Genomic DNA, 26,599 nt, shown 5'->3' with positions numbered 1-26,599 from the left:
ACCACCGCAGTAGGCTTCGCCCATGACCAGGTGGAGTGACCCCGGCTACCGGTCCGGGTCCGTGGTGTTCGGAGTGGCGTTCACCCTGCTGGGGCTGGGGACGGTCGGGAGCCGACTCTGGTCGTGGGCCGGGACCCCACACGACGTCAACGGACTCGTGCTGGGCATCCTTCAGACCGCGCTGGGTGTCGGCACATTGATCTGGTTGCACCGGCTGACGAAGCGCGCACGCGACGAGGAGCGGTCCGGCGCCGACGACGTACCCAGGAGCTCGGAATGACGCCGGCCAGGCGCCGAACGGTGACGATCGTCGTGGCGAGCGTGATGCTCGTGGCTGCGGCGTCACAGCTGGGCGTCCTCCTGACGCTCGGCTGGTCCGGTGACCGCGGCGACATCTTCCAGCTCGTCCTGATCGTGGCTCAGCTCGCCGCGGCGACCGTGATCCTCGTCGCCGGTCTCCGAGCACGGCCGCGGACCACCGAGGCCGGCAGCGCCGAGGCGGACGACCCGGACGCGCACGGCCGGTAGCCTGGCTCCACCGACGTCCGCCCGTCCCCGATCTGAGAACGACCATGACCGACACCCTCGACGCCCAGCTCGACGCCATCTTCGCCGCACGGGACCGGGCCGACATGGGCCCGACCATCGCCGCTCTCCTGCCCATCGCCGAGGAGCATCCCCACCATCCGCGGGTGCTCTATGAACTCGGAGGCGCCTACGACACCGCGGGCGAGGAGGCGAAGGCGCTCGACCTGTACGAGCGGGCCATGGAACTGGGCCTGGCGGGTGACATCCGCCGCCGGTGCTTCCTCCAGTACGGGAGCACACTCCGCAACCTCGGGAGGCTCGACGACTCGTTGGACGTCTTCGCGAGGGCGCGCACCGAGTTCCCCGACTCGGTGGCGCTCGGAGCCTTCGAAGCCCTCACGCTCCACGCAGCCGGACGGGCGGACACCGCGCTCGCAGCCCTCCTCGAGCTGCTCGCCGACCACGTCGATGCGGCGGAGCTCACCCGCTACAAGCCGGCCCTCCGCGGCAACGCCGAGTACCTCCGCTCGCTCGACGCGGAGCCGGAGGCCAACCCACCGTCGTGACGCGCCAGCCCACGGCGCGGGCGCGGCGGCTTCAGCCCGCCGTCCGGACGCGGTCCATGACGACCACCATGGCGAGCGCGTCGCCGTCGCCGTCGATCATGCTTCGGACACCGTCGCAACGCAGCTCGTGATCATGCCCATGAGCCTCACCAGTCGATCGAGGGACACCGCTCCAGCGCCTGCACGACGAGGGCGACGCCGAACACGACGACCAGACCGTCGCCGACGAACCCGGACCAGCGCCGGAACGCGGGACCGGTGCGGCGTCGGAGTCCAGCACCGAGCGCGACCAGGAGCGCCTGCCACGTGAAGGACGCGACGCCGACCCCCACGACGAAGGCGACCGCCGTCACCACCGACTCCGCGAACCCCGCCACTCCGGAGAGGACCGCCGCGAAGTACACCAGGGTGGCCGGATTGACCGCGGTGAGACCGAGGAACAGGACGTACCGCTGCGCTGACGTGCCGGAGCGTCCGACACTCCGAACATCCGTCGGACGGAATGCAGCCCGAGCCCTGAGGAGGCCGCGTGCGCCGAGCGCGAGGAGGGCGATGCCGCCGAGCAGCTGTGGCCAGGGAGCTAAGCCGGTCACGGTCGGGCCGGCGAGACCACCCAGGAGGACGGCGGCCGTGCAGTACGACACATCCACCGTCGCGACGGCCAAGGCGGCAGGGAGCCCCCTGCGTAGCCCGCGGGCGACACCCTCCTGCACCAGGAGGATCCCGATCGCGCCGAGCGGAGCGGCGAGGGCGAGGCCGGCGACGGACCCGGTGAGCAGGGCGATGAGGGCATCCATGTCGACGACTCTGCTGGAGGGCCGACGTCAGGACCGCACGTTCGCTCAGCGAGACGGCAGACTGTGTCGTATGGACGCACTCGACAGTGAGATCATCGACGTTCTGCGCGTGAACGGCCGCGCATCGTTCAGTGAGCTCGGCCGGCTGATCGGCTTGAGCACCAATGCGACGGCGGCTCGGGTGCGACGCCTGGAGCAGAGCGGCGTCATCCTCGGGTACCGCGCGATCCTCGGTTCCGAAGCACCGATCGTCGAGGACGGATTGGAGGCGTTCATCGACGTCCGCCTCGACCCGTCGCGGAACTCGGAGGCGTTCCTGGAATGGACCAGGATGATTCCGGAGATCCGGGACGCGGTGCACGTCACCGGCGCCTACGACTACCTCGTCCACATCCGCGTCCCAGGCACGGCCGCGCTCGATCGACTCCTGCGCAGCATGAAGAACGACGGAGGCGCGACCCATACGCAGACCCGACTGGCACTGCGTTGAGCGGACGGCCACCAGCTTGAGTTGCGATCATCGCAACTCGGACATAGAGTTGCGATCATGGAAAGCCACTTCGAGGATGCCGCGTCGGACGCACCGTCAGGATCGCGACAGGCGGCCGAGGCCCGCATCGCCCTCGACGCGATGAACCGCGACGGCGAGCGGCTCGCCGCCCGCGTCATCACGCCGTGGTGGTACCACCCGGCACTCGGGCTCATCACCGCCGTCTTCGCCGGGGCCCACGCCCTCCCGGACGCCTGGCCGCTGGCTGCGATCACCCTGGGGATCCTCGCGATCCCCGTCCTCACCACGAGCTACGCCCGGGTGGCCGGGGTCGTCGTGACGAAACCCGCCGGCCAGCGCAGCAGGCGCCTCCTCGCGCTGACGGTCGTCGTGCTCGTCGTCACGATGTCGACCAGCGTGGCGTTCAAGTTCCTCGACGTCTCGCCGTGGTGGGCGCTCATCCCGGCCGGCGTGATGTTCGTGGCGACGGTCGTGCTGGGACGCTGGTACGACGCTGCGCTCCGCCAGGAGATCGCCACCTCGGGAACGATCCCCGCACGATGAGCAGTCCGGCACCCGCGTTCAACGAGCTGATCCACGCACCCCTGCGACTGCGGGCGTGCGGGCTCCTCCGGAACGTCGACGAACTGGAGTTCTCCGTCGTCCGCGACGCGCTCGCCATCGACGACGCCAAGCTGTCGAAGCACCTCAAGGTCCTGGTCGACGCCGGCCTGATCGCCCTGCGGAAGGAGCGGTCGTCGGCACGAGCCGACTCGCGTCGACTCACCTGGGTGCGCCTCACCCCGGCCGGATCGACCGCCCTCGAGGCGCACCTCGCGGCACTGCGGAGCATCGCTGAAGGCGTACCCCTGGACTGAGACGAAGCCGATGTCCTGACGACGCCCGAAGCGGCCACCGGCACGCGCCTACACCGGCGCGAGCGGTTCCCCAACTCCGTCCGGGAGCTCGACGACGATGCCCAGACCGGCGACGAGCGTGATCGCGTCCCGTCGCGGTTTGGAGAAGCGATGCTCATCGTCGCTGCTGACCGAGACGATCCGGGCGGTTGTCATCACCCCAGTGTGCACCAGGACATTCAGCGGTGCAGGATCACCTGATAGAGGTTGTGGTCCTGCCAGGTGCCGGCGATCCGCAGGTAGGACGGCGCCATGCCGATGTGCTCGAAACCGGCCTTGCGCAGCACCCGCTGCGAACCGTGGTTGTGGAGCAGGGTGCTGGCCTCGACGCGGTGCAGGCCGAGGTCGTCGCGCGCCACCCGGACGATCGCCTGCACGACGGCCGTCGCGAGACCCCTCCCCGCGTACTGCGCGTCCACCCAGTAGCCCAACCCGGCGTTCTGGAACGGACCTCGGACGATGCCGGACAGGTTGAACCGGCCAACGATGGTCGTGCCGTCGAACAGACCGAGCGAGTAGGCGCTTCCGGCCGCGGTGGCCGCGACCTTGCTGCGCAGGTCGGCCGCCTGCGCAGCCTCGGTGAAGAACTCGTCGGATCGAGCGGGCTCCCACGGCGCGAGGTGGGCTCGATTGCGCACGTACGCAGCGGCGAGTTCGCTCGAATCAGCGAGTTCCAGGGGTCGCAGGTCGATGCCGTCGGCGAGGTCGGTCACGGTGAACACGCGTCAACGGTAGTGCTCGCCGGGCCCGTACTGCTCGGAGGCGCGCGCGGCCGAGTTCGCCACCATGTGGGGCGTGCCTCGGGTCGGCATCGGGCGCCAGGGCCACGTGAACTCCGCGAGTGGACTCGGGGCCTGGCCGGAGGGCCGACGACTGCTGACCGCGTTCAGCGCGGGGGTCGGGAGGATCTCAGGCGGGCCGCGCTCGGTGGTGGCGCTGCCAGTCGGCTGACGCGACGCCGTTCAGGACGCTCAGCACGGTCCGTTCGGCCAGGCCGTCGTCGATCGGCTGGTGCCCGAAGAAGGCACGGTAGTAGAGCGGGGCCGCCAGGAGGTCGAGCGTGAGTTCCATGTCGAGGCCGCCCTGGATGTCGCCGCGCTCCACTGCGTGTTCAAGTACCGCTCGAGAGGTCGCCCGGCGAGCCTCGAAGTAGTCGCGGCGGAAGACCTCGCGCAACGCCGGATCCGCCTCGAGGTCGGACACGAGCCCCGGAAGCGCCCGGGTGATCGGGGAGCCCTGGAAGGCGTCCGCCAGGGTGGAGATGCCGGTGATCAGGTCGCAGTGGACGCACCCGGTGTCGGGCGTCGGCGTCGTGCCGAGCACGGAGATGAGCGTGTGCACGACGACCCCGGGCAGGCTCCCCCAGCGGCGCCGCAACGCCGGTTTGCTCGTGCCGGCGGCCGCGGCGACCCCCTCGAGCGTCAGGGCACTGTAGGGCACGGTGGCCAGCATCTCGACGACCGCGGCGGTCGCTCTCGCGTCGATCGTCGCGTCGCGCGGGCGACCCGGCGGTGGCGGGCTCGTCGCGGACTCATCGACACGCTCCGTTTGCTCCATTCCACGATCGTACTCTAGATTCATTACGTTCCGTAGTGGAATGAAACCGAAGGAGTGGCGATGACCGATGACACGATGACCGACGACGACACCGGAGGGGTCTTCTCACCACGGTTCAGAGGCTTCACGATCGGCATCCTCGCGAGCGTCGGTGCGGTGGCGTTCGAATCGCTCGGCGTCGCGACGATCCTCCCGGCGGTCGCCGAGGAGCTCGGCGGCATGGGCGGCTACGGCTGGGGGCTCTCGGCGCTCATGCTGGCCAACATCGTCGGCACCGTCGTCGCGGGCACCGACATCGACCGACGAGGGCCGGCCCGAACCGTCCTCGTCGGCACCATCGTCTTCGCGCTCGGCTGCCTGCTCGCGGGACTCGCCCCGGGGTGGGGCGTCTTCATCGCGGCCCGCGCCCTCCAGGGACTGGGCATCGGCGCCATCATGGCCTACGCCTACAGTCTCGTCGGCATCGCCTACCCGGCACGGTTGCAGGCCGTGATGTTCGCGTTCCTCTCCTCGGCCTGGACGATCCCGTCGCTCATCGGACCGGTGTTCGCCGGAGCGCTGACCTCGCTGCTCGACTGGCGCGTCGTCTTCTGGTCGATCGCACCGCTCACGCTCGTCCTCCTCCCGCTCGTGCTCCCCGGCGCCCGACGGCTGTCGCGTCCGGAACAGCGCTCGACATCCGGCTCACGGCGTCGCCTCCCGGCACCGGTGTGGTTCTCGATCCTGCTCGCCGCCGGCACTGGAGCTGTGCTCCTCGGACTCGAGCTGGACGCCCTCCCCGCCCTCGTGGCGCTGGTCGTCGGCGGGCTCGTCGGCGCCGTCCTGGCGTTGCGGTGGATCCTGCCGTCCGGCACCCTCCGGCTCCGCCGTGGCGCCCCGGTGGGGATCGTCATCCGCTTCATCCTCTGCGGTGTCTACTTCGGTTCGGAGGCCTTCCTGCCGCTCGGCTTGACGAGTGTCCACGGACTCGACGTCACCCTCGCCGGCCTGGGTCTCGCCGCCGGCGCGCTCGCTTGGACCGTCGGGTCGTTCGTGCAGGCGCGGATCGACACTGCGCGGCCCGGCAGACGCGCACGGTCGACGCGCGCCGGCATCCTCGCGCTCGTCGGCGGCGAGGCACTCATGGGCGTCGCCGTCGCACTGCCTGGCGTGTGGCCGGGGTGGGCCATCGTCGGCTGGACCGTCGCCGGGATCGGCATGGGCGTCGCCTTCAACGCCGCGACCTCGGCGACGATGGCGGCGACCCCGGCCGACACCGCGGGGAGCATCAGCGCGAGTCTGCAGCTCGCGCAGACACTCGCCACCGCGACCATCGCCGGCATCGGCGGTGCCGTCGTCGCCCGACTCGGAGCGACGACCCCGGCCTTCCTCGCGGTGTTCGGGCTGACCGCAGCACTCGGGCTCCTCGGCGTTCTGCTCGCCGGACGACTGGACGTCGGGAAGTCCGGTCGCATTCGGTGAACCCTGCGATGAACGGTGTCCGCGCTCTGCGCCGGTCGGGCAAACTTGAGCCGTGACCCGAGTCGACACCACCCGAGCAGCCCTCCTCCGCGACCGCATCGTCCAGCAGGTCGCCGAGCAGGGCTTCGGCGCGCACGGCCTGCACGTGCTCGCCGGTGACGACGAGGCTGAGCATCGCTGGACCGAGGACGTCCGTGAGGACATCCACTCCGCGGCGAAGGGCGTCTGTGTGCTCGCCGCCGGCCTCGCCATCGACGACGGCCTCATCACGATGGACACCACGCTGGGCACCGTGTTCCCTGAAGCCGACTTCGGCGACGGCACCGCCGACGTCACCCTCCGGCACCTGTTGAACATGACGAGCGGCGTCGACCTCCCCTGGTCGCCGACCCTGCTGTCCGACTGGCCTGACCTGACCCTCGAGTTCCTGAGCAGGCCGTCCCGTGGTCGCGTCTTCCAGTACTCGAACGCCAGTACCTACACGGCGATGCGCGCGCTCGAGACCCGGGTCGGCGACGTCGGCGACTACCTCGAGCAACGACTCCTCGCACCGCTCGGCATCCACGACGCGCCCTGGGAGCGGTGCCCCCGCGGATTCATCGCATCCGGCGGAGGGCTGCAGCTCAGCACCACGGAACTCGCGCGCATCGGCCGCCTCATCCGCGACCGCGGCCGGTGGGCGGGCGAACAACTCCTGTCACCGGAGTGGATCGACGCCATGCACACCGACTGGGCGCCCTCCGGAACCGGCGCCGGGTACGAGCGATATGCGCTCGCCGGATGGGACGGTCCGGGCGCGGCCTGGCGACTCCACGGTGCCTATGGGCAGCTCGTCGTCTTCGCCGGCGACGCTGTGGTCACCATCACGGCCGAAGACCACGAGGGTGCCGACCGCATCGCGGCCTCCGTGTCCTCGCTCCTCACCGACACCGCGGACTGAGCCCGCCTGCGGGCGCGGGTCAGCTTCCTGCGCGGAGCACTCCCGCCGCCGCTTCGACGGTCGAGACGAACGTGGCGCCGACGCTCCGGTGTCCGGACCGGATCTCCTGCTGCGGAGCGTCGGAGAGCACGACCACGTCGATGTCGAGGATGCGGCAGACACGCGCCTTGTACGCGATGTCGACGCGGTCCCCGGCTCGCGGGCACAAGACGACCGCGCTCGGCGGGAAGCGGTCGTCCGTGAGCATCTCGCCCCAGGACGACGCCGCGATCGTCACCTGCAGATCAGGTGCGTTGGAGCCGAGCCAGGACACGGCAGACGCGCGGGCGCGGTCGTCACTGTCCAGTACGCCGACCGTTCGCATCGATACCTCGTCACTCGTCACCGCATCCGGAGTCATACCCCGATGGTGTCGGCGCCATCCGTAAGATACCAGCGCCGGGACCACCCGCGGTGCACGGGATCCGAACCCCACCGCACCACCCACCCACGCCTCATGCGGACCAGCACCGTGGTCGACGGCGATCATCGTCGTGATCGCGGTCGTGGCCGCGGCACCGTCGTTCCGCGCACCACGCCCACTGCCGGGCGAGCACACCTCGGAGCGGCCGCCCGATGTGACAGCGGTTCGTTGCTCGCGCTATGGTATTGATAACCATTATCAATACGGAGGCTGCGTTCATGAAGGTCCGGAACTCGTTGAAGTCGCTCAAGAAGATGCCGGGCGCACAAGTGGTGCGTCGACGCGGTCGCGTGTTCGTCATCAACAAGCTCAACCCGCGCTTCAAGGCGCGTCAGGGTTGAGCGAGGTCGTCGTCGCGTCCATCCGGCGTGGCCGCCGGCATGACGCGGCGATGACCGTCGGCCTGGTCCTGCTCGCCGTGGCGACGATCCTGGTCGCCGTGGCGATCGGCCCAGTCCCCATCGACCCGGCGACGGTCCTCGGCGTGCTCACCCGGCACCTCGTCGGGGCCGCGCCCGGCCCCTGGCCGGACTCGGTCGATCAGATCGTCTGGATCACGAGAGCGCCGCGGGTGGCCATGGGGCTCGTCGTCGGCGCCGTGCTCGCCGTCGCCGGAGTCATGCTGCAGGCCCTCGTCCGCAATGCGCTCGCAGACCCGTACCTGCTCGGGCTCAACTCTGGCGCTTCGACGGGTGTCGCCCTCGTCGTGCTCGTCATCGGCGGTGGCGGCGCACTCCTGGTCGCCGGTGCCGCCCTGGCCGGGGCCATCGGTGCGGTGGTGCTGGTCGTTCTGCTCGCCGGGGTCGCGAACCGCCGCGGGCCCCTGCGGTTGGTCCTCGCCGGGCTCGCTGTCGGATACGCACTGAACGCCACCACGAGCTTCCTCGTCTTCTCCAGCGACGCACCGGAGGCGGCGCGCTCCGTGCTGTTCTGGCTCCTGGGGTCGCTGGCGTCGGTGCAGCCGGTCGCGCTCCTCGCCGCAGCCGTCTCGGCGACCATCGGTCTCAGCGCCCTCATCGTCCTCGCACCGTGGACCGACGCGCTCGCATCGGGCGACGACTCGGCCAGATCGGTCGGGATCGATCCCGAGCGAGCTCGGATCGGACTGATGGTCGGCGTCTCGGCGATGGTCGGCGTGACGGTCGCGGCCGTCGGCGGGGTCGGCTTCATCGGTCTCGTGATCCCGCATCTCGCGCGCAGACTCGTCGGCGGACGCCACCGGGCGGTGATCCCGGTCGCCGCCCTGCTCGGCGGCATCGTCCTGGTCGTCGCCGACACCATCGCCCGAACCGCGTTCGCCCCGCAGGAGATCCCGGTCGGCGTGATCACCGGGATCCTCGGCGCCCCGTTCCTCCTCGTGCTCCTCCGGCAGGGCCAAGGCGCCCGGTCTGAGGCATGAGCTCCCCACCCATCCATCAGAACGGAAGACACCGATGACCACACCCCGATTCCGGCGAGCGCTCCTCGCCGCGACCGTCCCCGTGCTCGCGCTCGGCCTGCTGAGCGGCTGCACGGCCACCACCGCCGCCGAGACGTCGCCCGCTCCGAGCGACGCCGGCTTCCCGGTCACCATCGAGAACTGCGGTTCGACGATCACGTTGGACGCACCCGCCCGACGCATCGTGCTCGTGAACGACGACGAGCTCCCCAACCTGGAGGCGCTGAGAGCCGTCGACCGGATCGTCGCCATCACCGCGACCCCGCAACCCGGACTGTATGCGGACGCCACGTACGACGCGCTCGACGCCCTGTCGCCGCTCACCACCGAGCAGAATGCGACGGGTGGTTCGGTCGTCTCCCAGGAGAGCATCCTCGGCGCGTCACCTGATCTGGTCATCGCCCCTGAGAACGCCGTGGACCGCGACGCCCTGGCGGCGAGTGGAATCCCCGTCTACTCCCCCACCGCGTACTGCTCGAACCCGGACCCGGAGCTCAGCACGACCGCGACCTTCGACCGGGTCTGGAACGACGTCCGGTCACTCGGAAGTCTGCTCGGAGCTGGCGACCAAGCGGAGCAAGCCATCGCCGCGGCGAAGGCGACGGTGCAGTCATCTGCTCCCGCTGCGGGGACGGCCGCGGCACTCTACGTCTCGTCCGGCGGGGCCGTGCTGTCACCATACGGCGGCCCGAGCATGGTCACCCCGGTCTTCGCGGCCGCAGGTCTCACCAACGTGTACGCGGACTCGGATCAGCGGGTCTTCGATGCCAGCGTGGAGGACATCATCTCCCGCGATCCCGGCACGATCGTGCTGCTGTACTCGAGCGGCGACCCGCAGGGCACGATCGACACCTTCCTGAACACGCCGGGCGTCTCCGGACTGCGTGCTGTCCGTGAAGACCGAGTCGTGGCCCTCCGCTTCCCGTACACGGATCCGCCGAGCGTGCTTTCGGTCCGGGGGCCCGGCGAGCTCGCCCGACTCCTGGACGGCCTGGGATGATCGAAGCCGCGGCGGTGACCGTCCGCTCCGGCGGCCGAACGCTGCTCGACGCCGTCTCCTTCACCGCGCCGACCGGCAGCGTGACCGGCATCGTCGGGCCGAACGGCGGCGGGAAGACGACACTGCTGCGCGCGCTCGTGCGGGCCGTCCCGGTCGTGAGCGGACGCATCACCGTCGACGGTCAGGACATCCGTACGCGGCGCCGACGGTGGATCGCCCGAACGGTCGCCGAGGTCGGCCAACGCATCGACCCTGACCCGGGGCTGCGCGTCGTCGACGAGGTGTCGTTGGGTGGTCTCGCCGAGCGAGGGGTGCTGCGCGCCGGCGGCACCGCGCACGATGAGCAGGTGGCCGGTGCGATCGACACGGTCGGGCTGACCCCTCGCGCGTTCGACCGCCTGGCCACCCTGTCCGGCGGCGAGCTCCAGCGGGTCGCACTCGCCAGGGCGCTTGCGCAGCGCGCACCGCACGCCCTGCTCGACGAACCCACGAACCACCTCGACCTCAGACATCGGCTGGAGGTCGTGGCACTCCTGCGCACGATCGCGCCCACCGTGGTGGTCGTGTTGCACGACCTCGACCTCGCGGCACGGGTCTGCGACCACCTCGTCCTCCTCCACCACGGCCGCGTCGCCGGGGCAGGCCCGCCCCGCGACGTCCTGCATCCCGGCCTCATCGACCGGGTCTACGACGTGAGCACCCAGCGGCTCGAAGACGCGGCCGGCCGGGTGCGGTTCGAATTCTCACTGCCACCCGAACGACACCTCCACCCCGACACCAAGGAGTCCTCATGACCGAATCCACTTCAGCCGGCGCCGCGACGACGCTCGCGACCGCTCGGAGCCTCGCATCGCGCTGGGATGCGCAGCAGACCGGCTACATCAGGCATCGAGCCGAGCGGTTCGACACGATCGCGCGCGTCGTCGCGGCGATCTGCGCGGATTCGCCCGCGCCCCGCATCCTCGATCTCGCGGGCGGGACGGGCTCCCTCGCCGAGCACGTCCTCGCGACCGTCCCGAACGGTCAGGCGGTCGTCGCGGACAAGGACCCCGCGCTCCTCGCCATCGCCGCCGACCTCGCGACCGCTGACCCGCGGCTCTCGATCGCCGAGGTCGACCTGTCCCTGAGCGACTGGATCACGCATCCGCACATCGGCGACGGACCATTCGACGCCGTGGTCTCGTCGACCGCGCTGCACTGGTTGCAGCCCGCCGAGCTCGTTGAGGTCTACCGGGCGCTGCCCGCACTCATCCGGCCGGGCGGCATCGTCCTGAACGGCGATCACCTCTTGTACGGCGGACACCACGAACCGACCCTGGCCGGGATCGCCCGCGCCGACGACGAAGCGATGCAGCAGGAGACCTTCTCGGGCGACACCGACACGTGGGACGACTGGTGGGACGCGGTTGCGGCCACGCCGCGCTACGCCGACGCGCTCCGCCGACGCGACGAGGTCTGGGGCGAGTCGATCCACCAGGCTCCGCCGAAGGTCACCCTCGGCTTCCACCTCGAGACGCTCCGTAGCGCGGGGTTCAGCGAGACCGGGACCGTCTGGCAGTACCTCGACGACCACGTGCTCTACGGCATCATGCCGCACTGATCGCCACGCCGGGGCGGGCCGACGTCGCGAAGATGTCTCGCCCAAGCCTCACCGGTGAGGCCCGAGGACTGTCTGCTCAGGATGCGACGTCGACCGGATCCCACGGTAGACGAGGCCACCGACAGCGTTCGACGGATCGCAGTTGCAGAGCCAGGCACGGTCGTCAAGAGTCAACTGCACGTCGGTCCCCGGAGGTAGCGTCGCCGACATGGGTTCTTCTCGCTCGTCCGCCGCTTCCCTCGCCCGCATCGCCCGCGAGGAATTCGGGTGGGACACGTTCCTGCCGGGACAGCGCGAGGCGATCCAGTCGGCCGTCGCAGGCCGGGACACGCTCCTGGTCCTCGCCACCGGCGGCGGGAAGTCGGCCGTCTACCAGGTCGCCGGCGCCCAGCGCGGCGGCGTTACCCTGGTGATCTCGCCGCTGGTCGCCCTGCAGGCCGACCAGATCGCCTCGATCGCCGACGCACCGGACGCACCGCCGGCCGTCGCGCTCAACGCCTCGCTCGGGACGGCCGCCGTCGCCGCGGCATGGGACCTCATCGACCAGGGCGGCCCGGTCTACGTGTTGCTGGCTCCGGAGCAGCTCGCGAACGAGGAGACCGTCGCTCGACTCCGGGCGGCCGGCGTGTCCCTGATGGTCGTCGACGAAGCGCACTGCGTGTCCTCGTGGGGGACCGATTTCCGGCCCGACTACCTCCGCTTGGCCGACGTCCGTCACGACTTCGGCGACCCGCCCGTCCTCGCCATGACTGCCACCGCCTCCGGGCCCGTCCGCTCGGAGATCATCGAACGGTTGCGCATGCACGACCCGGACGTCCAGGTCCACGGCGTCGACCGACCGGAGATCCGGCTCCTCGTGCGCCGCCACGAGAGCGAAGCGGAGAAACGGGCCGCGGTCGTCGACGAGGCCCGCAGCTGGACCGCCCCCGGGTTGGTCTACGTGGCCACGAGAGCCGAGACGACCCGATACGCGGAGGAGATCGCCGCCGACGGACGACAGGTGGCCGCGTACCACGCGGGCCTGTCGTCGAAAGAGCGTCGCGCCGTCCACGACCGCTGGCGCGCCGGCGAACTCGACGTCGTCGTCGCCACCTCGGCGTTCGGCATGGGGATCGACCGCGCAGACGTCCGCTTCGTCCTGCACGCCACGACCTCCGAATCGCTCGACGCCTACTATCAGGAGGTCGGTCGTGCGGGGCGGGACGGCGAACCGGCCACCACCGCGCTCCACTACCGCGCGGAGGACCTCGGTCTCCGTCGTTTCTTCACCAAGCGTTCGGTGTCGGAATCCGCACTGCGCGCCGTCTGGCGGGCCGTCCGCGCTGCTCCGGGTTCGAGCGTCGGCGATCTGGCCGAGCAGCTCGATCGGCCGCGCCGCACGGTCGCCCGCCTCGTCAACGACCTCGCGGACGCCGGCCTCGTCGACACCGCCGACGGCGTCCGGGCGATCGACGAGATCGGTCCGAAGCGCGCGATCGGCGCTGTGCGCCAGACGCTCGAGTCACGCGAGCGGATCGCTGAATCGCGGCTCGCCATGATGCGTGCCTACGCCGAGACGTCGCACTGCCGCCGGCGGGTGCTGCTCGAGTACTTCGGTGTCGAGGCAGCGGAATGGTGCGGGAACTGCGACGGCTGCGAACGGCATGAGGCACACCAGGAGGAGGAGCGCGCCGGGTCCGGAGATGCCGTCGCCGGTTCGCCGCTGCATGTCGACCAGGCGGTGCACCACGAGGAGTTCGGTCCAGGCACCGTGATGGGCGTCGAGCCCGACCGCGTCACCATTTTCTTCGACGCCGAGGGCTACAAGGTCGTGGCGCTCTCAGCGCTCGAGACCGGCGTCCTCACCGCCCGAGAGCTCGCCTCGGCCTGAGCGCTCGGGCGCCTGCGCACCGCGAACCGGTACTCCCGCGGCGTGCAGGCGACCCCGAAGGTCGTCGACCGTCGTGAACCGGTGCGTGGACATCGACAGGCGTGCTGCTCCGGCGAGCTTCGCTGCCGAGTCATCGGTGAAGAACACGTCCTCGCCCCGCACCTGCAGCGCATCGAGCACGTGCTGGAACGCTCGGACGTCGGGTTTCGCGAAGCCGATGTCCGCCGAGTTGAAGATCGCGTCGAAGTGGTCGGCGATGCCGGACGTCGCCAGCTCCGCAGCGATGGTGTCCGTGCCGTTCGTGAGCACCGCCGTCCTCAGCCGGGCGGCGCGGATCTCATCGGACAGGTCCAGTAGCGCGTCGTCGACCGACCACGTCTGAGCACCCCATTCCTCAGCTGCCGCCCGGTCACCGACGAGGTGTCCGATCCGGCTGACCCATTCGACTCTCGTGATCCGGCCGGTGGTGACCTCGTCGATGAGCGGCGCCGCGAAGGCGATCCCGGCGAGCGCACCGGGCTGCAGCCCGTACCTGACCTCGATGTCGGAAACCGGTGCCGGATCGAAGTGTCGGATCACGCCGTCGAGGTCGAACAGGACGACGCTGATCACGACCCGACCCGTTCCTCGCTACCCGCCGACTCATGTCCAGGGGCGTCGCCGATGACGCGATCGATCCAATCGCGTCGCGGCAGGGTCGGGATCTCGTCCCGCGCGAACCAGCCGAGCTCGAGGAGCTCCTCGGGGTCCGCGGTCGCTTCACTGAGGAGCTCGCAGTCGTACGCGGTGGTGACGTACCCGACGTGGTCGCCGTTCGGGTAGCGCACCATCATCGGTTCACCGCCGTACACCCCGACGATCCCACGGATGCGAACCCGGGCGCCGGTCTCCTCGAGGACCTCGCGCAGGAGCGCGTCGGCGGGCTCCTCACCCGGCTCGACGCCGCCGCCGATCAGGCTCCACAAGCCGGAGTGGTGATGGCGACCGAGGAGGAACCGGTCCCCGTCCCTGATCACCGCGGTGACCCCTGGGAGCATGAGGAACCCGGTCCCGATGTGGGCGCGGATCGAGGCGACGTAGTCGGACATCGGCATGCGGGGAGTCTACGGAACCGGTCTGACCGGAACGTGTCAGTCGGCGTGCTCCGGCGGCCACACCACGGCGAAGTGCTCGAAGACGATGTCCTCGGACTCCGACCACACCGCGCCCCGGGCCGCGCTGGTCCGCTCCCAGTAGCGCCGGTGTTCGCGCTGCCAGCTCTCGAGCGTGCGGTCGTCCTCACCTTCGGCGAACGCGAACGCGGCGTCGGCACTCCCGAACGGTCCGATGCGCAGCGCGGTGCTGCGGATGATGATCCGCGGGTCCCCGGTACTGTCGCACGCGATCCAGTGCGACCCGATCCGCGGTAGCGGGTCCCCGCGGTGCGCGAACTCCGAGACGAGTTCGGCGGTGGCCCGCTTCCGTCCGCTCAGGACGATGTCGAGCAGTTCGTCGGCCAGCCCGGCCGTGTCGCCGAAATGCTCGACCGTGTAGTCGGCGTCGTCCACACGCGCTCCGCCGCGATGCTCGACGTACGCCTGCCACATCGCGATCGCAGCGTCATGGTCGGGCGACGCGACCGGTGCTGCGTCGTTCGAGGAGTTCATACCGTCGATCGTGCCAGACCATCCGCCAGAGCCGTCGACCATGGCTCAGCGCAGACGGCCGCCGGTGAACGCGTTCGTCGCGGCGAGGACGGTGTCGACGGGTGTGTCGATCGCCACTTCGCCGACCTGGAACCCGAGCTTGCCGAGCGCGGCGAACGACCGCGGCGGGAGGGTCGTCGAGACGCCCGGAGACTGCGCGGTCAGACCGGGGACGAGGTGGAAGGTCAGGATCCGCCACTTGCCGCGTGAGCGGACCGAGATGCGCTCGATCGCTCCCCACGGGAGGAAGACCTCTCCTTGCGGGATGCTGCCGCGGAGGCCGTCGGCGTCGAGCGTCAGTACCGTGCGAGCCACTGACTGCGCTCCACGGACCGTCGCGAACTGCACCACCGCGAACAGCATGAGCCAGGAGATGACGCTGAAGGACAGTCCGGACAGCATGCCGAGGGCGAATCCGCCGGACGTCGTGGTCAGCACGGCGAGGAGCATCCCGAGCACCGGGATCAGTGCCGCTCCGATCAGGGTGAAGACTAACGCCGGGCGGGTCACCCGCTCCGTACGCACCGGGTCGGAGCCGACGACGAGTGGCGGGAAGGACTGCGGTGCACCGTTCATGAGGACAGTATGCCGCTCACCGCGCGGTGAGGCCCGAGCCGTCCGCATCGGCGACGAACGAGGTGGAACCGTAGTCGTCACCGATACTGAAGGTGATCTGCGGCGGTCCGGCCGGACGGGCGAAGGTGGGGCTGTCGACATCGGTGTCGGTCGAGCGGACGACATATGCGAGCGCGTCACCCACGGGTAGGTCGACCTGCTCGGCACCGTCCTGCATCAGCGCCCAGACGCGGTCGAGCGCGACGTCCGACCAGGAGAACTGCTCGGCCGCCGATTCGGGTTGGATGCTCGCCTCGCCGTCGTTGGTGACCTGACCGTACCGGTACTCCCACCGGTCGGTCTTCGTATCCCCCACGGTGAGCGGCGCCTGGACGATGACAAAATCGGCGGCGACCGTGATCGACACCACACGGTCATGACCGATCGCCTCCTGGAGCGCCCGTTGCGCCTCCGCGAGCGCCTCCGGACGATGGAGGTCGGGTCGGAGGCGTCCGTCCTCAAGGGCTACGATCGCCTGCGCGACGGACTGGTGGTACGGCACGACCACGATGGCCGCTGCCGCGATGGCGACGATCGCGAACAGGGCGAAGCGGCCGGGACGACCGGCCCGGCCGACGCCGAGCAACGGTCCGCGTCGCCGTCCGTCGACGATGCGCCGGTGCGGCTCGACGGGGAGGAATGGGACGGACGCCCGAGCCGGGACTCGCAACCGCGCACGCTCGTCGGCCGAGAGCTCGCCAGCGTCGATGAACGCGACCTCCGGCCCGCCGTCGAGCAGGATGGCGACGTCACGCTCGGTGCCCGGTTGGAACATCGGGATGGCGGTCAGCGGGACGACGGAGCGCATCGTGCTCGCGAACGCCGCTCCGTGGAGGGGCTGGACGGTCAGGTCGAGTTCGCACAGTGGCTGGTCGTTGATCTGGGTGCCGGTCTGACGGAGCGCATCGACGCGGGCGATCCCGAGCCGACGAGCGTCCTTGGCCTGCTGCACGGCCTCGGGCGAGGCACCGATCGCACTGCCCATCGAGCGGCCGACGAGCGAGAGCACGGTCGCGAAGATGCAGACCGGGAGCGCGACACCGGCAACCGCGTACCCGACGTCGGGAGGGCCGACGGCGATGACGATCACGCCGCCGAGCAGAGCACCGAGAGCCGCGAAGGCGATCAGACGAAGCATGCCTTCGACCCTATCGAAGCGCTCGATCCCACCACCGCCGTTCAGCCGGGTCCATCGCTCGCCGCGGCGAGCAACGGCACGATGACGTCGCTGATCGGGGTGGGGATGCCGTACACGCTCCCCCGCCGTTGGATCACCGCGTTGCGGACGTCCCATTCGAGCGATTGCCCCTGTTCGCGGTCGGCGAGGATCGACGTCCCGCGGTCGACCGGGGCGGCTCGGAACTGGTCGAGGAGCCGTCGAGGTTCGTCGTCAGGTAACCGCGCACCCTCCGCGCGCGCGACGGCCGCGCACTCCTCGAGGTAGCCCAGCATCAAGCGGCCGATGTCGTCGCGCCGGTACATGCCGGATCGGCGTCCGGTCAACGCCATGAGTCCGGCGGCGGCGTTCTGCAGGAGCTTGCGCCAGGCGAGGGTCGTGAAGTCGGTCGAGACCTCGACGGTGCAGCGGGAGCCGCGCAACGCGTCCTCGACGACGACGGCACCGGGTGCCTCCGGCAGGGACAGGCGCGGCGGGCTCAGCAGCGTGACCGGGCCGCCGGGCTGACGGGTGGCCGGGAACCACACGACCGCGGGGACGACCGTTCCCGCTCGGACGAGTGGCTCCACCATCTCGCGTTGCTCGACGCCGTTCTGCAGGACGCACACGACCGTCTCCGGGCCGCACAGCGCGGCGAGCCAGTCCGCAGCGGCAGCCGTCTGGGTCGCCTTGACCGCCAGGAAGACGAGGTCCGCGGTGCCCGGAGACTCCGCCGGATCGGTGTGGACCGGCCCGGGGACCGTCACCGTCTCGTCGTCGACCTGGAGCTGGAGTTCCGGCCGCTTCGACCGCCCAGCGATGAACGGCGTCCGTCCCTGTTCATGGAGCGCTGCGGCGACCACGGTTCCGATCGCGCCCGGCCCGATCACCGCGATGCGGTCGGGCCCACCGGGCGTCATGCCTCGCTCGATTCGGACAGCGAGTCGATCGTCGCGGCGATGACCGCCTCCGGGAACCGGCGGAGCTGGTCGAGGTCGACCCATTCCTCGGCGGCGTGCAGTCCGCCACCCGCTGGGCCGCAGACGACGGTCGGGATCCCCACCGCCTGCCAGAGCGCCGACTCCATCCAGTACGGCGCTCCGACCGCCGCCGGCACGGCCTCGGCGTCCCGGGAGAGTTCGGCGGCGAGGATGTCGGCGAACCGCGCAGCCGGCCCATGCTCGTCCGCCTCCCAGGCCTCGCGCTGATGGGTCAGCCGCGCGCCCGTGCGGAGACCAGGCATCCGGGCGGCGACCGCATCGAGCATCGCCTGGACCTCGACGAGGGCGTCCTCAGCGCGTTCACCCGGCAGGGTGCGTCGCTCGATGGCGAGGGTCGCGTCGGCGGCGATCGTGAAGGGGGCACTCCCCGCCCGGACCACCGTCGTGGTGAACGAACCGTGGTCGAGCAACGGGTGCGCCGGTCGCCGATGGAGCTCGTCGTCAGCCCGCTCCACCTCCTGCAGCAGGGCGCCCAGGGCGCGGATCGCATCGACGGCCAGGCCGGGCTGAGAGGAGTGCGCGGCCGTCCCTTGCAGCGTGACCTCGACGACCGCGTACCCCCGGTGCGCCGACACCCGATCCAACCAGGTGGGCTCGGCGATGAGGCACACGTCCGCCGTCACACCACGATCGGCGAGGTGTCGGAGAACGGCAGCGGCCCCCACGCTCGCGTCCTCCTCGTCGGCGGCGCCCGTGAAGACGACCGTGCCGGGGTGGTCCGCCGCGGCGAGTCGCTCCGCGGCCACGATCAGTCCTGCGAGGCCGGACTTCATGTCGCTGGCGCCGCGCCCGAAGAGCTTGCCGTCCGCGATCCGCGGGTTGAAGGGGTCGACCATGCCCTCGACGCCCACGGTGTCGAGATGGCCGTTGAACACGACCGTCCGACCAGGCTGCGATCCCGCGTGCACGGCCACGACGCTGACGCGGCGAGCGTCCTCCGGCGCGGGCACGAGGTCGATCACGAAGCCGGCGCCCTCGAGTCGCTGCGCGATCACCGCCGCGATGCGGCCCTCCCCAGGAGCCCCTGTGACGAGGCTCGGACTGACGGAGTCGATCGAGATGAGCAGGCGGGCGAGCTCGAGCGCGTCGTCGCCGGGGCTGAGGTCGGACATGCCACGACGATAGCGGGACGGCTCGTCACGGAGACGCCTGAAGACCAGAACAGGCGCCCGTCTCCGTGAGGGGACAGACGCCTGAGCGCATCACCGACCACGATGGGCCGCTGATCAGGACTAGCGGTTCTTGACCCGCGTGACCGCGTCGGTGTTCTCCGAACGCGCATTGCCGGCCTTCTTGTCGGCCTTCGCGGTGCGCTTCTCCTTCAGCGTCTTCGCGGGTGCGGTCTTGCCGCCTTCTTTCCGTGCGGACTTCTCGCCCATGGTGTTGCTCCTTTGCGAGCCACGATGGCCCGGTACCGCTGAGAGTACAACCACATGCTGTCCCCGAGTCCAGCGAACCCATCCTTGTTAGCATTCGGGGATGACGAACCCGGCACACATCACCGACGTCCCGATCGGCGGCGACTCGATCCGACTCGGGCAGTTCCTGAAGTTCGCCGGTCTGCTCGACTCCGGCGGCGACGTGAAAGCGGCCATCGCGGACGGCGTGGTGAGCGTCAACGGCGAAGTCGACCTCCGACGTGGTCGCCAGCTCCAGATCGACGACGTCGTCTCGATCGAGGGACGCGCCGTCCGCGTCCGCCCCTGAGAGGAACCCCCGTGAACCCGAGCACACCCCGACCCATCGCCGTCACCGGATCGACCGGTGTGCTCGGCGGCCTGGTGGCGCACGATCTCGCCGCTCGCGGGATCCCGCAGCGTCTGCTGGTGCGCACCCCGGCGAAGGCGCCGCAGCACCCGCAGAGCACCGTGCACCCGTTCAGCTACACGGACCAGGACGCTGCCAGCGCGGCGCTCGAGGGCGTCGACACCCTGTTCATGGTGTCGGGCTCCGAGAGCGCCGACCGGGTCGACCAGCACCGGTCGTTCATCGATGCGGCCTCCGCCGCCGGCGTGCAGCACCTCGTGTACACCTCGTTCGCTGCGGCGGCACCGGATGCCGTGTTCACGCTGGCGCGCGACCACCACGCCACCGAGGAGCACATCCGAGCGTCGGGCATGCGGTGGACGTTCCTGCGCGACGGCTTCTACCTGGACTTCATGGAGGCCCTCGTGGGTGAGGACGGCGTCATCCGCGGGCCGGCCGGGGACGGTCGCGCCTCCTTCGTGGCACGCGCCGACATCGCGCGGACCGCCGCGGCGATTCTCGTCGACCCGGCGTCCCACGCCGGTCGCACCTACGACCTCACCGGCCCAGATGCGCTCTCGATGGCCGAGGTCGCCGCGACGATCAGCCGGGTGCGCGACCGCGAGGTCACCTTCCACGACGAGACGATCGAGGAGGCCTACGCGTCGCGAGCCTCCTATGGCGCACCCGACTGGGAGGTCGACGCTTGGGTGAGCACCTATACAGCCATAGCCAGTGGTGTGATGGCCGAGGTGAGCTCGTCGATCGAGGACGTCACCGGTGTCCCACCGATGGACCTGGAGACCTACCTGCGGGCGAACGCGAACTGAGGACTCCCCCGTCCGACGATCGATCGACCGGGCACGACCACCCCGCTGGATCACACGCCGTAGAACCCCAGCTCCCAGTCGACCGCTTCCGTGGGGGTGAGGTCGACGTGCGTCGACTCGGACACGTCGTTGGTCGCGAAGTAGATCGACGTCCCAGGGCTCACGAAGACGCTCGCGAAGTACTCGCCGACAACGTCCAAGTCGACGAAACCGCCCCCGGACAGCGCGGTGCGCTCCATCGTGATGTCCTCAATGAGGTCATGGTGCGCGAACGGCAACCGCACGCCATCGAGCGGTGCGAACCCGTCTTACGGCTCCACAGCGACGCGCTTCCGACGGAACTAGGGCAGATGCCCGAGGTAGGCATCGGGCCTCAGCGAGGAACGTGAGTCGTCGAGCACGGACACCAGCACCGTGCGCAGCGGAGGAACCATGTTGATCACGAGCGCCAGTCACAGCCCGTTCACATCCGTCGAGACGAGACGGTTCATCGAGCAGGAACTTCAACGGGATCTCGAGCGGGAGCGTCGCCGCCGGGAACGACGACTCGAGGAGCAGGGGCGACTCGCGGAGGCCGCGGCCGACTCCGACGAGGGTGGGACCATGGAGTGGTGAGCCTGCCCCCCACCAGCCCGACGATGATCGGGCGCGCCTCCGACCTCAGAGCGCTGCAGGCCGTGTTCGACGCCGTCGCCGCCGGCGAGTCACGCAGTGTGGTCCTGAGCGGCGAGGCCGGTATCGGCAAGACGCGCCTGCTCACCGAGTTCGCGCGGTCGGTCCGGTCGTCGGCGCTCGTCATCAGGGGCCAGTGCGTGGACCTCGGTGACGTCGCCGCGCCCTACGCACCGGTCCTCGGCCTCATGAAGGACCTCGTGGCGCAGCGCGGGCGCGACGCGGTGCTGGAGGCTGCGGGCCCGGGCAAGGCCTCCCTCGCGACGCTGCTGCCGACACTCGGTCCCGATGCGGAGGATCAGCGGGAGGGCGGCGTCGGGCGGCTCCACGAGACCGTCGCCGTGCTGTTCGAAGCGCTCTCCCGCGACCGGCCGGTCGTGGTCGTCGTCGAGGACGTCCACTGGGCAGACGGCGCGACGCTCAGTCTGCTCGCGTTCCTCGTCCGCGCGCTCACCTGCGATCGCGTGATGATCGTGCTCACCTTCCGGAGCGAGGACGTCCCCCGCGGACACCCGTTGCGCGGGTTCCTCGCCGAGCTCGACCGCACGAGGCGCGTCGAGCGGCACAGTCTCGAGCGGTTGAGCCGCAGCGACGTGCTCCGTCAGGCGATCGCCATCCGTGGCACGTCGCTCGACACGGTCTCGATCGACAGCGTGTACGCGCGGAGCGAGGGCGTCCCGTTCTTCGTCGAGGAGCTGCTCGGTCTCGACCAGGACCGCGACGGCGACGGCGACGAGCTCCCGGACACGCTCCGCGAACTCCTGCTCGCACGCTACGAGCGCCTCGCGCCCGCGACCCAACAGCTGCTGCGCGTGATCTCGGCCGGTGGCGTCTGCGTCGAGCACGCCCTCCTGGAGCGGGTGTTCACGGGCGGCCCCGACGCTCTCGACACCGGTGTGCGGGAGGCGATCGGGTCGAACGTCCTCGTCGCTGATGCGACCACGTACGAGTTCCGGCACGCACTGGTCCGGGAGGCGATCCACGACGATCTGCTGCCCGGCGAACGGAGCCGGTTCCATGCGGGGTTCGCCGAGGCACTGGAGGCAGGCGTCGGTGGTGAGCCGGTCGCTGCCGCGGTGTCGCACCACTGGATGCTCGCTCGCGACTTCGGACGGGCCTTCCCCGCGACCGTCCGCGCCATGGAGCAGGCGCACGCGGCATACGCGTACAGCACGGAGTCGCAGCTCGGCGAGCGTCTCCTGGAGATCTGGGACCAGGTCCCCGATGCCGCGGCACTCGTCGGCCGCTCGCGTTCGGAGCTCATGCGACGGACGGCGAGCGCGTTGCGGAACGCCGGCTGGACGGACCGGGCGATCGCCATGGTCGACGAGGTGCTCGCGACGCCCGAGGACCGCGACGACCTCGACCAGGCCAAGCTCCTTCGAGACAAGGCCTTCTACCTCGCCAACCTCGGTCGGCCGGGCTCGGTCGATCTCCTGGAGCAGGCGCTCGACCGGGTCCCTCCGGGCACCCCTGGCGATCTGCGTGGTGTCCTGCTGACGAGTCTCGGTGCCCGGCACATGATCGTCGGGCGGCTGGAGCGGGCGATCGAGTACGCGGACGAGGCCGCTCGGGAGGCCGTCCGCACCGGTTCGGCACGGAACGCCTCGGTCGCCGCGAACATCGGCGGCATCGCGCGGATCCACCACGGCGAGCTGGAAGCCGGGCGGGCGCTCCTCGCGACGGCGGAGCCACTGGCCGACGGCGACGGCAGTGCGTTGCTCCGCTACCGGGTGAACGCGTCCGACATGGCGAACCTGCTCGGCTCGTACGAGGACGCGCTCACGTCGGCATTGGAAGGCGTCGAGCGGGCGAAGGAGCTGGGTGTCGAGCGCAGCTCGGGCCTCATCCTGTCGTCGAACGCGGTCGACCCGCTGGTGGCGCTCGGACGCTGGGACGAAGCGGAGGAGCGTGTGCATCGGGCCCTGGCACTGCAGCCGCCCCTCGCGTTCTCGGTGTACCTCCGCCAGTCGCTGATCCTGCTCACGCTCTGGCGGGGTGACACCGAGAGTGCGGCGACCATGTACCGCCGGTGGCGGAAAGGGATGCTCTCCCTGTCCGGCCTGGAGGTGCAGACGAGGTTCGGTGTCGCCCGCGTCGTGATGCAGGTCGGTTTGGCCGCCGGCGACCTCGCCGGGGCCTGGTCGCCGGCGGGGGTCGGCGTGTTCGAAGCACCGGACCACCGCCCGATGCCGGCGTACGACCTCCCGGCGCTCGCGGATGCGGCGCGGGTGCTGGCCCGGGTCCGTGTCGCGCTGGCCACCGGCACGCTCGACGTGGAGTCCGGCCCGTTCGCGGGCGTCGACGACGATCAGCTCCGGCAGCTGGAGGAACGCTGGCGGGCGCTGCTCGCCGAGGAGGGGTTCTGGCCGACCGCACCGCTGTGGAGCGCGCTGGTCGACGCCGAACTCGGCGGACCGGACGGCACCGGTGACGACGTCGGCGCGTGGGAGACGGCTCGTGCGATGGCCGAGCGACCGTTCGCACCGGCCGTGCTCGCGCCCTACGCCGCACTCCGGCTCGCGGAGGCGCGGGTGGCCGCCGGCGATCGTGCCGGCGCACAGGACACGCTCGTCGTCGCGGTCGCCGAGGCGACGACGCTCGGTGCCGGCCTCGTGCTCGACGGTGCGCGGGCGTTGGCGGAGCGAGCGTCGCTGAACCTCGACGGCCGCCCCCGAGCGCGTGGCACGAGCGGCTCCATCGAGTTGACCGCCCGGGAGCGCCAGGTGCTGCAGCTCATCGCGGAGGGGCTCAGCAATCGACAGATCGGCGAGCGCCTGTTCATCAGCGCGAAGACCGCGAGCGTCCACGTCTCGGCCATCCTGCGGAAGCTCGGAGCGGCGACCCGGACCGAGGCCGCGATTGTCGCCGGAGCGAGCGGATTGCTCGCGGCGAGCGCCGATCACGCCGACTGAGCCTGACGTCCGCCTGGCGGTGAAGTGGGTCCCGGCCGGAATCGAGGGGAAGCCGGCCGGGGACCCCGACAGGGCGAAAGGGTCCTGTCGGGCATCAGCGTAATCACGGAGCCGGGTGTCGCGTGGCCCGTTGCGCTCTGTGGATAGCCGAGCGCTCCAAACATCTGTACTGATGACCGCATCGTCATCCGGAGCACGCGCGACATCGGTCCGCATCACCGACGAGCCGCACTGGCCGCTATGGTTCTCGGGTGGCGAGAGACGGATCGAGGTCGGCCGGCGGCAGAGCCCGCCGCCGTGGGCAACTCGCCGCCGCGCGTCCCGTCCAGGTCATCTCGATCGCGTTCGGGGCTGCGACCCTCGTCGGCACCCTGCTCCTGATGCTTCCCATCTCGAAGACCGGCCCGGGCGGCGCGAACCTCATCGAGGCGCTGTTCACCGCGACGAGCGCCATCTGCGTCACCGGACACATCATCGTCGACACCCCGGTGTTCTGGACGCCGTTCGGGCACGCCGTCATCCTCACACTCGTCCAGATCGGCGGCATCGGGGTGATGTCGTTCGCGACGCTCCTCGGCCTGCTCGTAGCCCGGCGGCTGGGCCTGCGGACGCGACTCACCGCGGTCAGCGAGACCCACACGCTCGCGATCGGCGACGTCCGCCGGGTCCTGCGCGGGGTCATCCTCATCGCACTCGGGGTCGAGGTCCTCTGCGCCACCATCCTCGCCCTGCGATGGATGATCGGTTACGGCTGGGCACCAGGCGACGCGATCTGGTTCGGCGTGTTCCACGCGGTGTCGGCATTCAACAACGCCGGCTTCGCCCTGTTCAGCGACAGCATCATGGGGTACGCGACCGACCCGTGGATCTCCCTGACGATCTGCGCGGCGGTCATCCTCGGCGGGCTCGGCTTCGGCGTGATCCTGGAGCTGCGCCGCCGGTTCAGGACGCCATCACGGTGGACGCTCAACACCATGACCGTCGTCGTCGGCACCCTGATCCTCCTCGTCGTCGGCTGCGGCTTCATCACCGCACTGGAGTGGTCGAACCCGGCGACGCTCGGCACCCTCGCCCCGGCCGACCGACTGCTCGCGGGGTTCACCGCCGGCGTCCTCCCCCGCACCGCCGGGTTCAACAACCTCGACGTGAGCCAGATGCACCCGGTGACGTGGCTCGTCACCGACATCCTCATGTTCATCGGCGGTGGCCCGGCGAGCACCGCCGGGGGACTCAAGATCACCACCTTCGCGGTGCTGTTCTTCATCATCGTGACCGAGCTGCGCGGCGGTGCGGCGGTGAACATGTTCGGCAAGCGTCTCCCACGGTCGACGCACCGGGAGGCCATCACCGTCGCGCTCCTGTCCGTCGGCCTCGTCGTCGGCGCCACGGCCGCGATCATGCTGATGACCGACTACAGCCTCGACCGCGTCCTGTTCGAGGTCATCTCCGCGTACGCGACGGTCGGGCTCTCCACCGGCATCACCGCCTCCCTACCTGTCGCCGCGCAGCTGATCCTGGTGGTCCTCATGTTCGTCGGCCGCATCGGCCCCATCGCCCTCGGTTCCGCGCTCGCGCTCCGGACCGAGAACCGTCTGTATGAACTCCCGAAGGAGCGTCCGATCATTGGCTAGACCGTTCAGCAACAAGCGTCAGCGTGGCGTCGAGTCCGTCGTCGTCATCGGCCTCGGCCGGTTCGGGCGTGCCCTCGCCGTCGAGCTCGTCGACTCGGGCACCGAGGTCCTCGGGATCGACACGGACGAGGACATCGTCCAGTCGCTCAACGGCGTCCTCACCCACGTGGTGCGTGCCGACACCACCCGTGACGGCGTGTTCGACCAGCTCGGCATCGACGAGTTCGACCGCGTCGTGATCGCCATCGGCACCGACCTGCAGGCGAGCATCCTGACCGCGTCGCTCCTCAAGCGCCGCGGCACCACGAACATCTGGGCGAAGGCCGTCAGCGAGCAGCACGGCCTGATCCTCGAGCAGATCGGGGTCGAGCACGTCGTCTACCCGGAGTCCGACATGGGGCGTCGCGTGGCGCATCTCGTGCGCGGCGGCGGGATGCTCGACTTCCTCGCGGTGGAGAAGGACTTCGTCATGGCCAAGACGACCACTCCGGCAGAGGTCGTCGGGCAGACGCTGACCGCCGCGCGCATCCGCGACCGGTTCAGCGTGACCGTCGTCGCCGTCCGCCAGGACGACCGGTGGACCTACGCGACCGGCGACACGGTCCTCACCGCCGGCCAGCGGCTCCTCGTCCTCGGCCCGACGGACAAGACGGAGCGGTTCGCAGCGCTGCCGCGGTAGTGGTCGTGGCGGCTGGGCCGGAGACCGATCCGGTGTGCCGGG

At 70.5% G+C, this 26,599-nt stretch carries 34 protein-coding genes and 1 pseudogene; 21 read left to right on the top strand and 14 right to left on the bottom strand.

Annotation, left to right across the window (positions count from 1 at the left end; translation table 11 throughout):
- Positions 1 to 22 precede the first annotated feature (22 nt).
- From IFU30_RS03330 to IFU30_RS03320, 3 genes are read left to right on the top strand one after another with little or no spacing between them, the layout of a single operon-like run.
- Entirely contained in the window at positions 23 to 280 is a 258-nt protein-coding gene (locus IFU30_RS03330) for a hypothetical protein (RefSeq protein ID WP_192004303.1), read from the top strand.
- The gene (locus IFU30_RS03325; protein WP_192004302.1) at positions 277 to 528 is read left to right on the top strand and encodes a hypothetical protein; all 252 of its coding nucleotides are present in this window, start codon (positions 277 to 279) and stop codon (positions 526 to 528) included. The genes IFU30_RS03330 and IFU30_RS03325 overlap by 4 nt, the downstream gene beginning before the upstream one ends.
- Before the next feature lie 44 nt (positions 529 to 572).
- Positions 573 to 1,094, top strand: a complete 522-nt coding sequence (locus IFU30_RS03320; RefSeq protein WP_192004301.1) for a tetratricopeptide repeat protein — start codon at positions 573 to 575, stop codon at positions 1,092 to 1,094.
- A gap of 146 nt (positions 1,095 to 1,240) precedes the next feature.
- On the opposite strand, the gene IFU30_RS03315 is transcribed toward IFU30_RS03320, so the two are convergent.
- Positions 1,241 to 1,891, bottom strand: coding sequence for a LysE family transporter (locus IFU30_RS03315; RefSeq protein WP_192004300.1), 651 nt, complete (start codon positions 1,889 to 1,891; stop codon positions 1,241 to 1,243).
- A 70-nt stretch (positions 1,892 to 1,961) separates the two neighbouring features.
- Here IFU30_RS03315 and IFU30_RS03310 point away from each other — a divergent pair, with 70 nt between their 5' ends.
- From IFU30_RS03310 to IFU30_RS03300, 3 genes are read left to right on the top strand one after another with little or no spacing between them, the layout of a single operon-like run.
- Complete coding sequence (locus IFU30_RS03310) at positions 1,962 to 2,381, top strand: Lrp/AsnC family transcriptional regulator (protein WP_192004299.1); 420 nt, start codon at positions 1,962 to 1,964, stop codon at positions 2,379 to 2,381.
- 57 nt (positions 2,382 to 2,438) lie between these two features.
- Entirely contained in the window at positions 2,439 to 2,945 is a 507-nt protein-coding gene (locus IFU30_RS03305) for a hypothetical protein (protein ID WP_192004298.1), read from the top strand.
- Positions 2,942 to 3,259, top strand: coding sequence for a transcriptional regulator (locus IFU30_RS03300; protein ID WP_192004297.1), 318 nt, complete (start codon positions 2,942 to 2,944; stop codon positions 3,257 to 3,259). Before IFU30_RS03305 ends, IFU30_RS03300 begins: the two co-directional genes overlap by 4 nt.
- Before the next feature lie 48 nt (positions 3,260 to 3,307).
- Here the strand turns inward: IFU30_RS03300 and IFU30_RS03295 are convergent, their stop codons facing one another.
- On the bottom strand, positions 3,308 to 3,454 hold the full coding sequence (locus IFU30_RS03295) for a hypothetical protein (RefSeq protein WP_192004296.1): 147 nt from the start codon (positions 3,452 to 3,454) through the stop codon (positions 3,308 to 3,310).
- 23 nt (positions 3,455 to 3,477) lie between these two features.
- Positions 3,478 to 4,020 carry a GNAT family N-acetyltransferase gene (locus tag IFU30_RS03290; protein WP_342450796.1) on the bottom strand — a complete coding sequence of 181 codons (543 nt, stop codon included), beginning with the start codon at positions 4,018 to 4,020 and terminating at the stop codon, positions 3,478 to 3,480.
- 37 nt (positions 4,021 to 4,057) lie between these two features.
- On the opposite strand from IFU30_RS03290, the pseudogene IFU30_RS21005 reads away from it, so the two are divergent.
- Positions 4,058 to 4,249: pseudogene (locus IFU30_RS21005) on the top strand (alpha/beta hydrolase); the annotation flags it as partial.
- Here the strand turns inward: IFU30_RS21005 and IFU30_RS03280 are convergent.
- Complete coding sequence (locus tag IFU30_RS03280; protein ID WP_192004294.1) at positions 4,208 to 4,855, bottom strand: TetR-like C-terminal domain-containing protein; 648 nt, start codon at positions 4,853 to 4,855, stop codon at positions 4,208 to 4,210. The pseudogene IFU30_RS21005 and the gene IFU30_RS03280 overlap by 42 nt on opposite strands.
- A 60-nt stretch (positions 4,856 to 4,915) precedes the next feature.
- On the opposite strand from IFU30_RS03280, the gene IFU30_RS03275 reads away from it, so the two are divergent.
- The gene (locus IFU30_RS03275) at positions 4,916 to 6,316 is read left to right on the top strand and encodes an MFS transporter (protein WP_192004293.1); all 1,401 of its coding nucleotides are present in this window, start codon (positions 4,916 to 4,918) and stop codon (positions 6,314 to 6,316) included.
- Positions 6,317 to 6,368: 52 nt separating this feature from the next.
- The gene (locus IFU30_RS03270) at positions 6,369 to 7,256 is read left to right on the top strand and encodes a serine hydrolase (RefSeq protein ID WP_192004292.1); all 888 of its coding nucleotides are present in this window, start codon (positions 6,369 to 6,371) and stop codon (positions 7,254 to 7,256) included.
- Between the two features lie 19 nt (positions 7,257 to 7,275).
- Here the strand turns inward: IFU30_RS03270 and IFU30_RS03265 are convergent, their stop codons facing one another.
- Positions 7,276 to 7,656, bottom strand: a complete 381-nt coding sequence (locus tag IFU30_RS03265) for a hypothetical protein (RefSeq protein WP_192004291.1) — start codon at positions 7,654 to 7,656, stop codon at positions 7,276 to 7,278.
- A gap of 281 nt (positions 7,657 to 7,937) precedes the next feature.
- On the opposite strand from IFU30_RS03265, the gene ykgO reads away from it, so the two are divergent.
- From ykgO to IFU30_RS03235, 6 genes are all read left to right on the top strand, one after another.
- Positions 7,938 to 8,060, top strand: a complete 123-nt coding sequence (gene ykgO / locus IFU30_RS03260) for a type B 50S ribosomal protein L36 (protein ID WP_064295097.1) — start codon at positions 7,938 to 7,940, stop codon at positions 8,058 to 8,060.
- Positions 8,057 to 9,118 carry a FecCD family ABC transporter permease gene (locus IFU30_RS03255; protein WP_249404628.1) on the top strand — a complete coding sequence of 354 codons (1,062 nt, stop codon included), beginning with the start codon at positions 8,057 to 8,059 and terminating at the stop codon, positions 9,116 to 9,118. Before ykgO ends, IFU30_RS03255 begins: the two co-directional genes overlap by 4 nt.
- A 34-nt stretch (positions 9,119 to 9,152) precedes the next feature.
- On the top strand, positions 9,153 to 10,157 hold the full coding sequence (locus IFU30_RS03250) for an ABC transporter substrate-binding protein (protein WP_192004290.1): 1,005 nt from the start codon (positions 9,153 to 9,155) through the stop codon (positions 10,155 to 10,157).
- On the top strand, positions 10,154 to 10,951 hold the full coding sequence (locus tag IFU30_RS03245; RefSeq protein WP_079704734.1) for an ABC transporter ATP-binding protein: 798 nt from the start codon (positions 10,154 to 10,156) through the stop codon (positions 10,949 to 10,951). The genes IFU30_RS03250 and IFU30_RS03245 overlap by 4 nt, the downstream gene beginning before the upstream one ends.
- Complete coding sequence (locus tag IFU30_RS03240) at positions 10,948 to 11,757, top strand: class I SAM-dependent methyltransferase (RefSeq protein ID WP_192004289.1); 810 nt, start codon at positions 10,948 to 10,950, stop codon at positions 11,755 to 11,757. Before IFU30_RS03245 ends, IFU30_RS03240 begins: the two co-directional genes overlap by 4 nt.
- Before the next feature lie 208 nt (positions 11,758 to 11,965).
- A complete protein-coding gene (locus IFU30_RS03235) occupies positions 11,966 to 13,627 on the top strand; it encodes a RecQ family ATP-dependent DNA helicase (protein WP_192004288.1) in 1,662 nt (553 codons plus the stop codon).
- Here IFU30_RS03235 and IFU30_RS03230 read toward each other — a convergent pair.
- The 8 genes from IFU30_RS03230 to IFU30_RS03195 all read right to left on the bottom strand — a co-directional run bounded on the left by IFU30_RS03230 (position 13,577) and on the right by IFU30_RS03195 (position 19,463).
- A complete protein-coding gene (locus IFU30_RS03230) occupies positions 13,577 to 14,239 on the bottom strand; it encodes an HAD-IA family hydrolase (RefSeq protein WP_192004287.1) in 663 nt (220 codons plus the stop codon). The two genes, IFU30_RS03235 and IFU30_RS03230, sit on opposite strands and share 51 nt — an antisense overlap.
- On the bottom strand, positions 14,236 to 14,721 hold the full coding sequence (locus tag IFU30_RS03225; protein ID WP_229939788.1) for an NUDIX domain-containing protein: 486 nt from the start codon (positions 14,719 to 14,721) through the stop codon (positions 14,236 to 14,238). The genes IFU30_RS03230 and IFU30_RS03225 overlap by 4 nt, the downstream gene beginning before the upstream one ends.
- Before the next feature lie 36 nt (positions 14,722 to 14,757).
- Positions 14,758 to 15,273, bottom strand: coding sequence for an ASCH domain-containing protein (locus IFU30_RS03220; protein ID WP_441005543.1), 516 nt, complete (start codon positions 15,271 to 15,273; stop codon positions 14,758 to 14,760).
- A gap of 45 nt (positions 15,274 to 15,318) precedes the next feature.
- Positions 15,319 to 15,888 (bottom strand): hypothetical protein, encoded by a 570-nt coding sequence (locus tag IFU30_RS03215; protein WP_192004286.1) that lies wholly within the window; start codon positions 15,886 to 15,888, stop codon positions 15,319 to 15,321.
- A gap of 16 nt (positions 15,889 to 15,904) precedes the next feature.
- Positions 15,905 to 17,065, bottom strand: a complete 1,161-nt coding sequence (locus IFU30_RS03210; RefSeq protein WP_192004285.1) for a hypothetical protein — start codon at positions 17,063 to 17,065, stop codon at positions 15,905 to 15,907.
- 41 nt (positions 17,066 to 17,106) lie between these two features.
- Positions 17,107 to 18,003: an oxidoreductase gene (locus IFU30_RS03205; protein ID WP_192004284.1), complete on the bottom strand. Its 897-nt coding sequence runs from the start codon at positions 18,001 to 18,003 to the stop codon at positions 17,107 to 17,109.
- Positions 18,000 to 19,196 carry a M20/M25/M40 family metallo-hydrolase gene (locus IFU30_RS03200; RefSeq protein ID WP_192004283.1) on the bottom strand — a complete coding sequence of 399 codons (1,197 nt, stop codon included), beginning with the start codon at positions 19,194 to 19,196 and terminating at the stop codon, positions 18,000 to 18,002. Before IFU30_RS03200 ends, IFU30_RS03205 begins: the two co-directional genes overlap by 4 nt.
- A 120-nt stretch (positions 19,197 to 19,316) precedes the next feature.
- Positions 19,317 to 19,463, bottom strand: a complete 147-nt coding sequence (locus IFU30_RS03195; RefSeq protein WP_157579891.1) for a hypothetical protein — start codon at positions 19,461 to 19,463, stop codon at positions 19,317 to 19,319.
- A gap of 100 nt (positions 19,464 to 19,563) precedes the next feature.
- Between IFU30_RS03195 and IFU30_RS03190 the strand changes: the two genes are divergently transcribed.
- Together IFU30_RS03190 and IFU30_RS03185 are read left to right on the top strand one after the other, a co-directional pair.
- Positions 19,564 to 19,791 carry an RNA-binding S4 domain-containing protein gene (locus tag IFU30_RS03190; RefSeq protein ID WP_124768382.1) on the top strand — a complete coding sequence of 76 codons (228 nt, stop codon included), beginning with the start codon at positions 19,564 to 19,566 and terminating at the stop codon, positions 19,789 to 19,791.
- 11 nt (positions 19,792 to 19,802) lie between these two features.
- Entirely contained in the window at positions 19,803 to 20,660 is an 858-nt protein-coding gene (locus tag IFU30_RS03185) for an NmrA family NAD(P)-binding protein (protein ID WP_192004282.1), read from the top strand.
- Between the two features lie 50 nt (positions 20,661 to 20,710).
- On the opposite strand, the gene IFU30_RS03180 is transcribed toward IFU30_RS03185, so the two are convergent.
- The gene (locus IFU30_RS03180) at positions 20,711 to 20,899 is read right to left on the bottom strand and encodes a hypothetical protein (RefSeq protein WP_192004281.1); all 189 of its coding nucleotides are present in this window, start codon (positions 20,897 to 20,899) and stop codon (positions 20,711 to 20,713) included.
- A gap of 193 nt (positions 20,900 to 21,092) precedes the next feature.
- Between IFU30_RS03180 and IFU30_RS03175 the strand changes: the two genes are divergently transcribed.
- The 4 genes from IFU30_RS03175 (at position 21,093) to IFU30_RS03160 (ending at position 26,557) form a co-directional block, all read left to right on the top strand.
- Positions 21,093 to 21,275, top strand: a complete 183-nt coding sequence (locus tag IFU30_RS03175; protein ID WP_192004280.1) for a hypothetical protein — start codon at positions 21,093 to 21,095, stop codon at positions 21,273 to 21,275.
- Entirely contained in the window at positions 21,272 to 24,247 is a 2,976-nt protein-coding gene (locus IFU30_RS20595) for an AAA family ATPase (RefSeq protein WP_192004279.1), read from the top strand. The genes IFU30_RS03175 and IFU30_RS20595 overlap by 4 nt, the downstream gene beginning before the upstream one ends.
- A gap of 251 nt (positions 24,248 to 24,498) precedes the next feature.
- The gene (locus IFU30_RS03165) at positions 24,499 to 25,878 is read left to right on the top strand and encodes a TrkH family potassium uptake protein (protein WP_137242580.1); all 1,380 of its coding nucleotides are present in this window, start codon (positions 24,499 to 24,501) and stop codon (positions 25,876 to 25,878) included.
- Positions 25,871 to 26,557, top strand: coding sequence for a potassium channel family protein (locus tag IFU30_RS03160; protein ID WP_249404627.1), 687 nt, complete (start codon positions 25,871 to 25,873; stop codon positions 26,555 to 26,557). The genes IFU30_RS03165 and IFU30_RS03160 overlap by 8 nt, the downstream gene beginning before the upstream one ends.
- The last annotated feature ends 42 nt before the right edge of the window (positions 26,558 to 26,599 follow it).

The organism is Plantibacter sp. CFBP 8798, from assembly GCF_014841195.1.
GTDB classification, from domain to species: Bacteria; Actinomycetota; Actinomycetes; order Actinomycetales; family Microbacteriaceae; genus Plantibacter; species Plantibacter auratus.
Note: the sequence above shows the minus strand (reverse complement) of the source record. Positions and strands in the feature narration are given on the sequence as shown.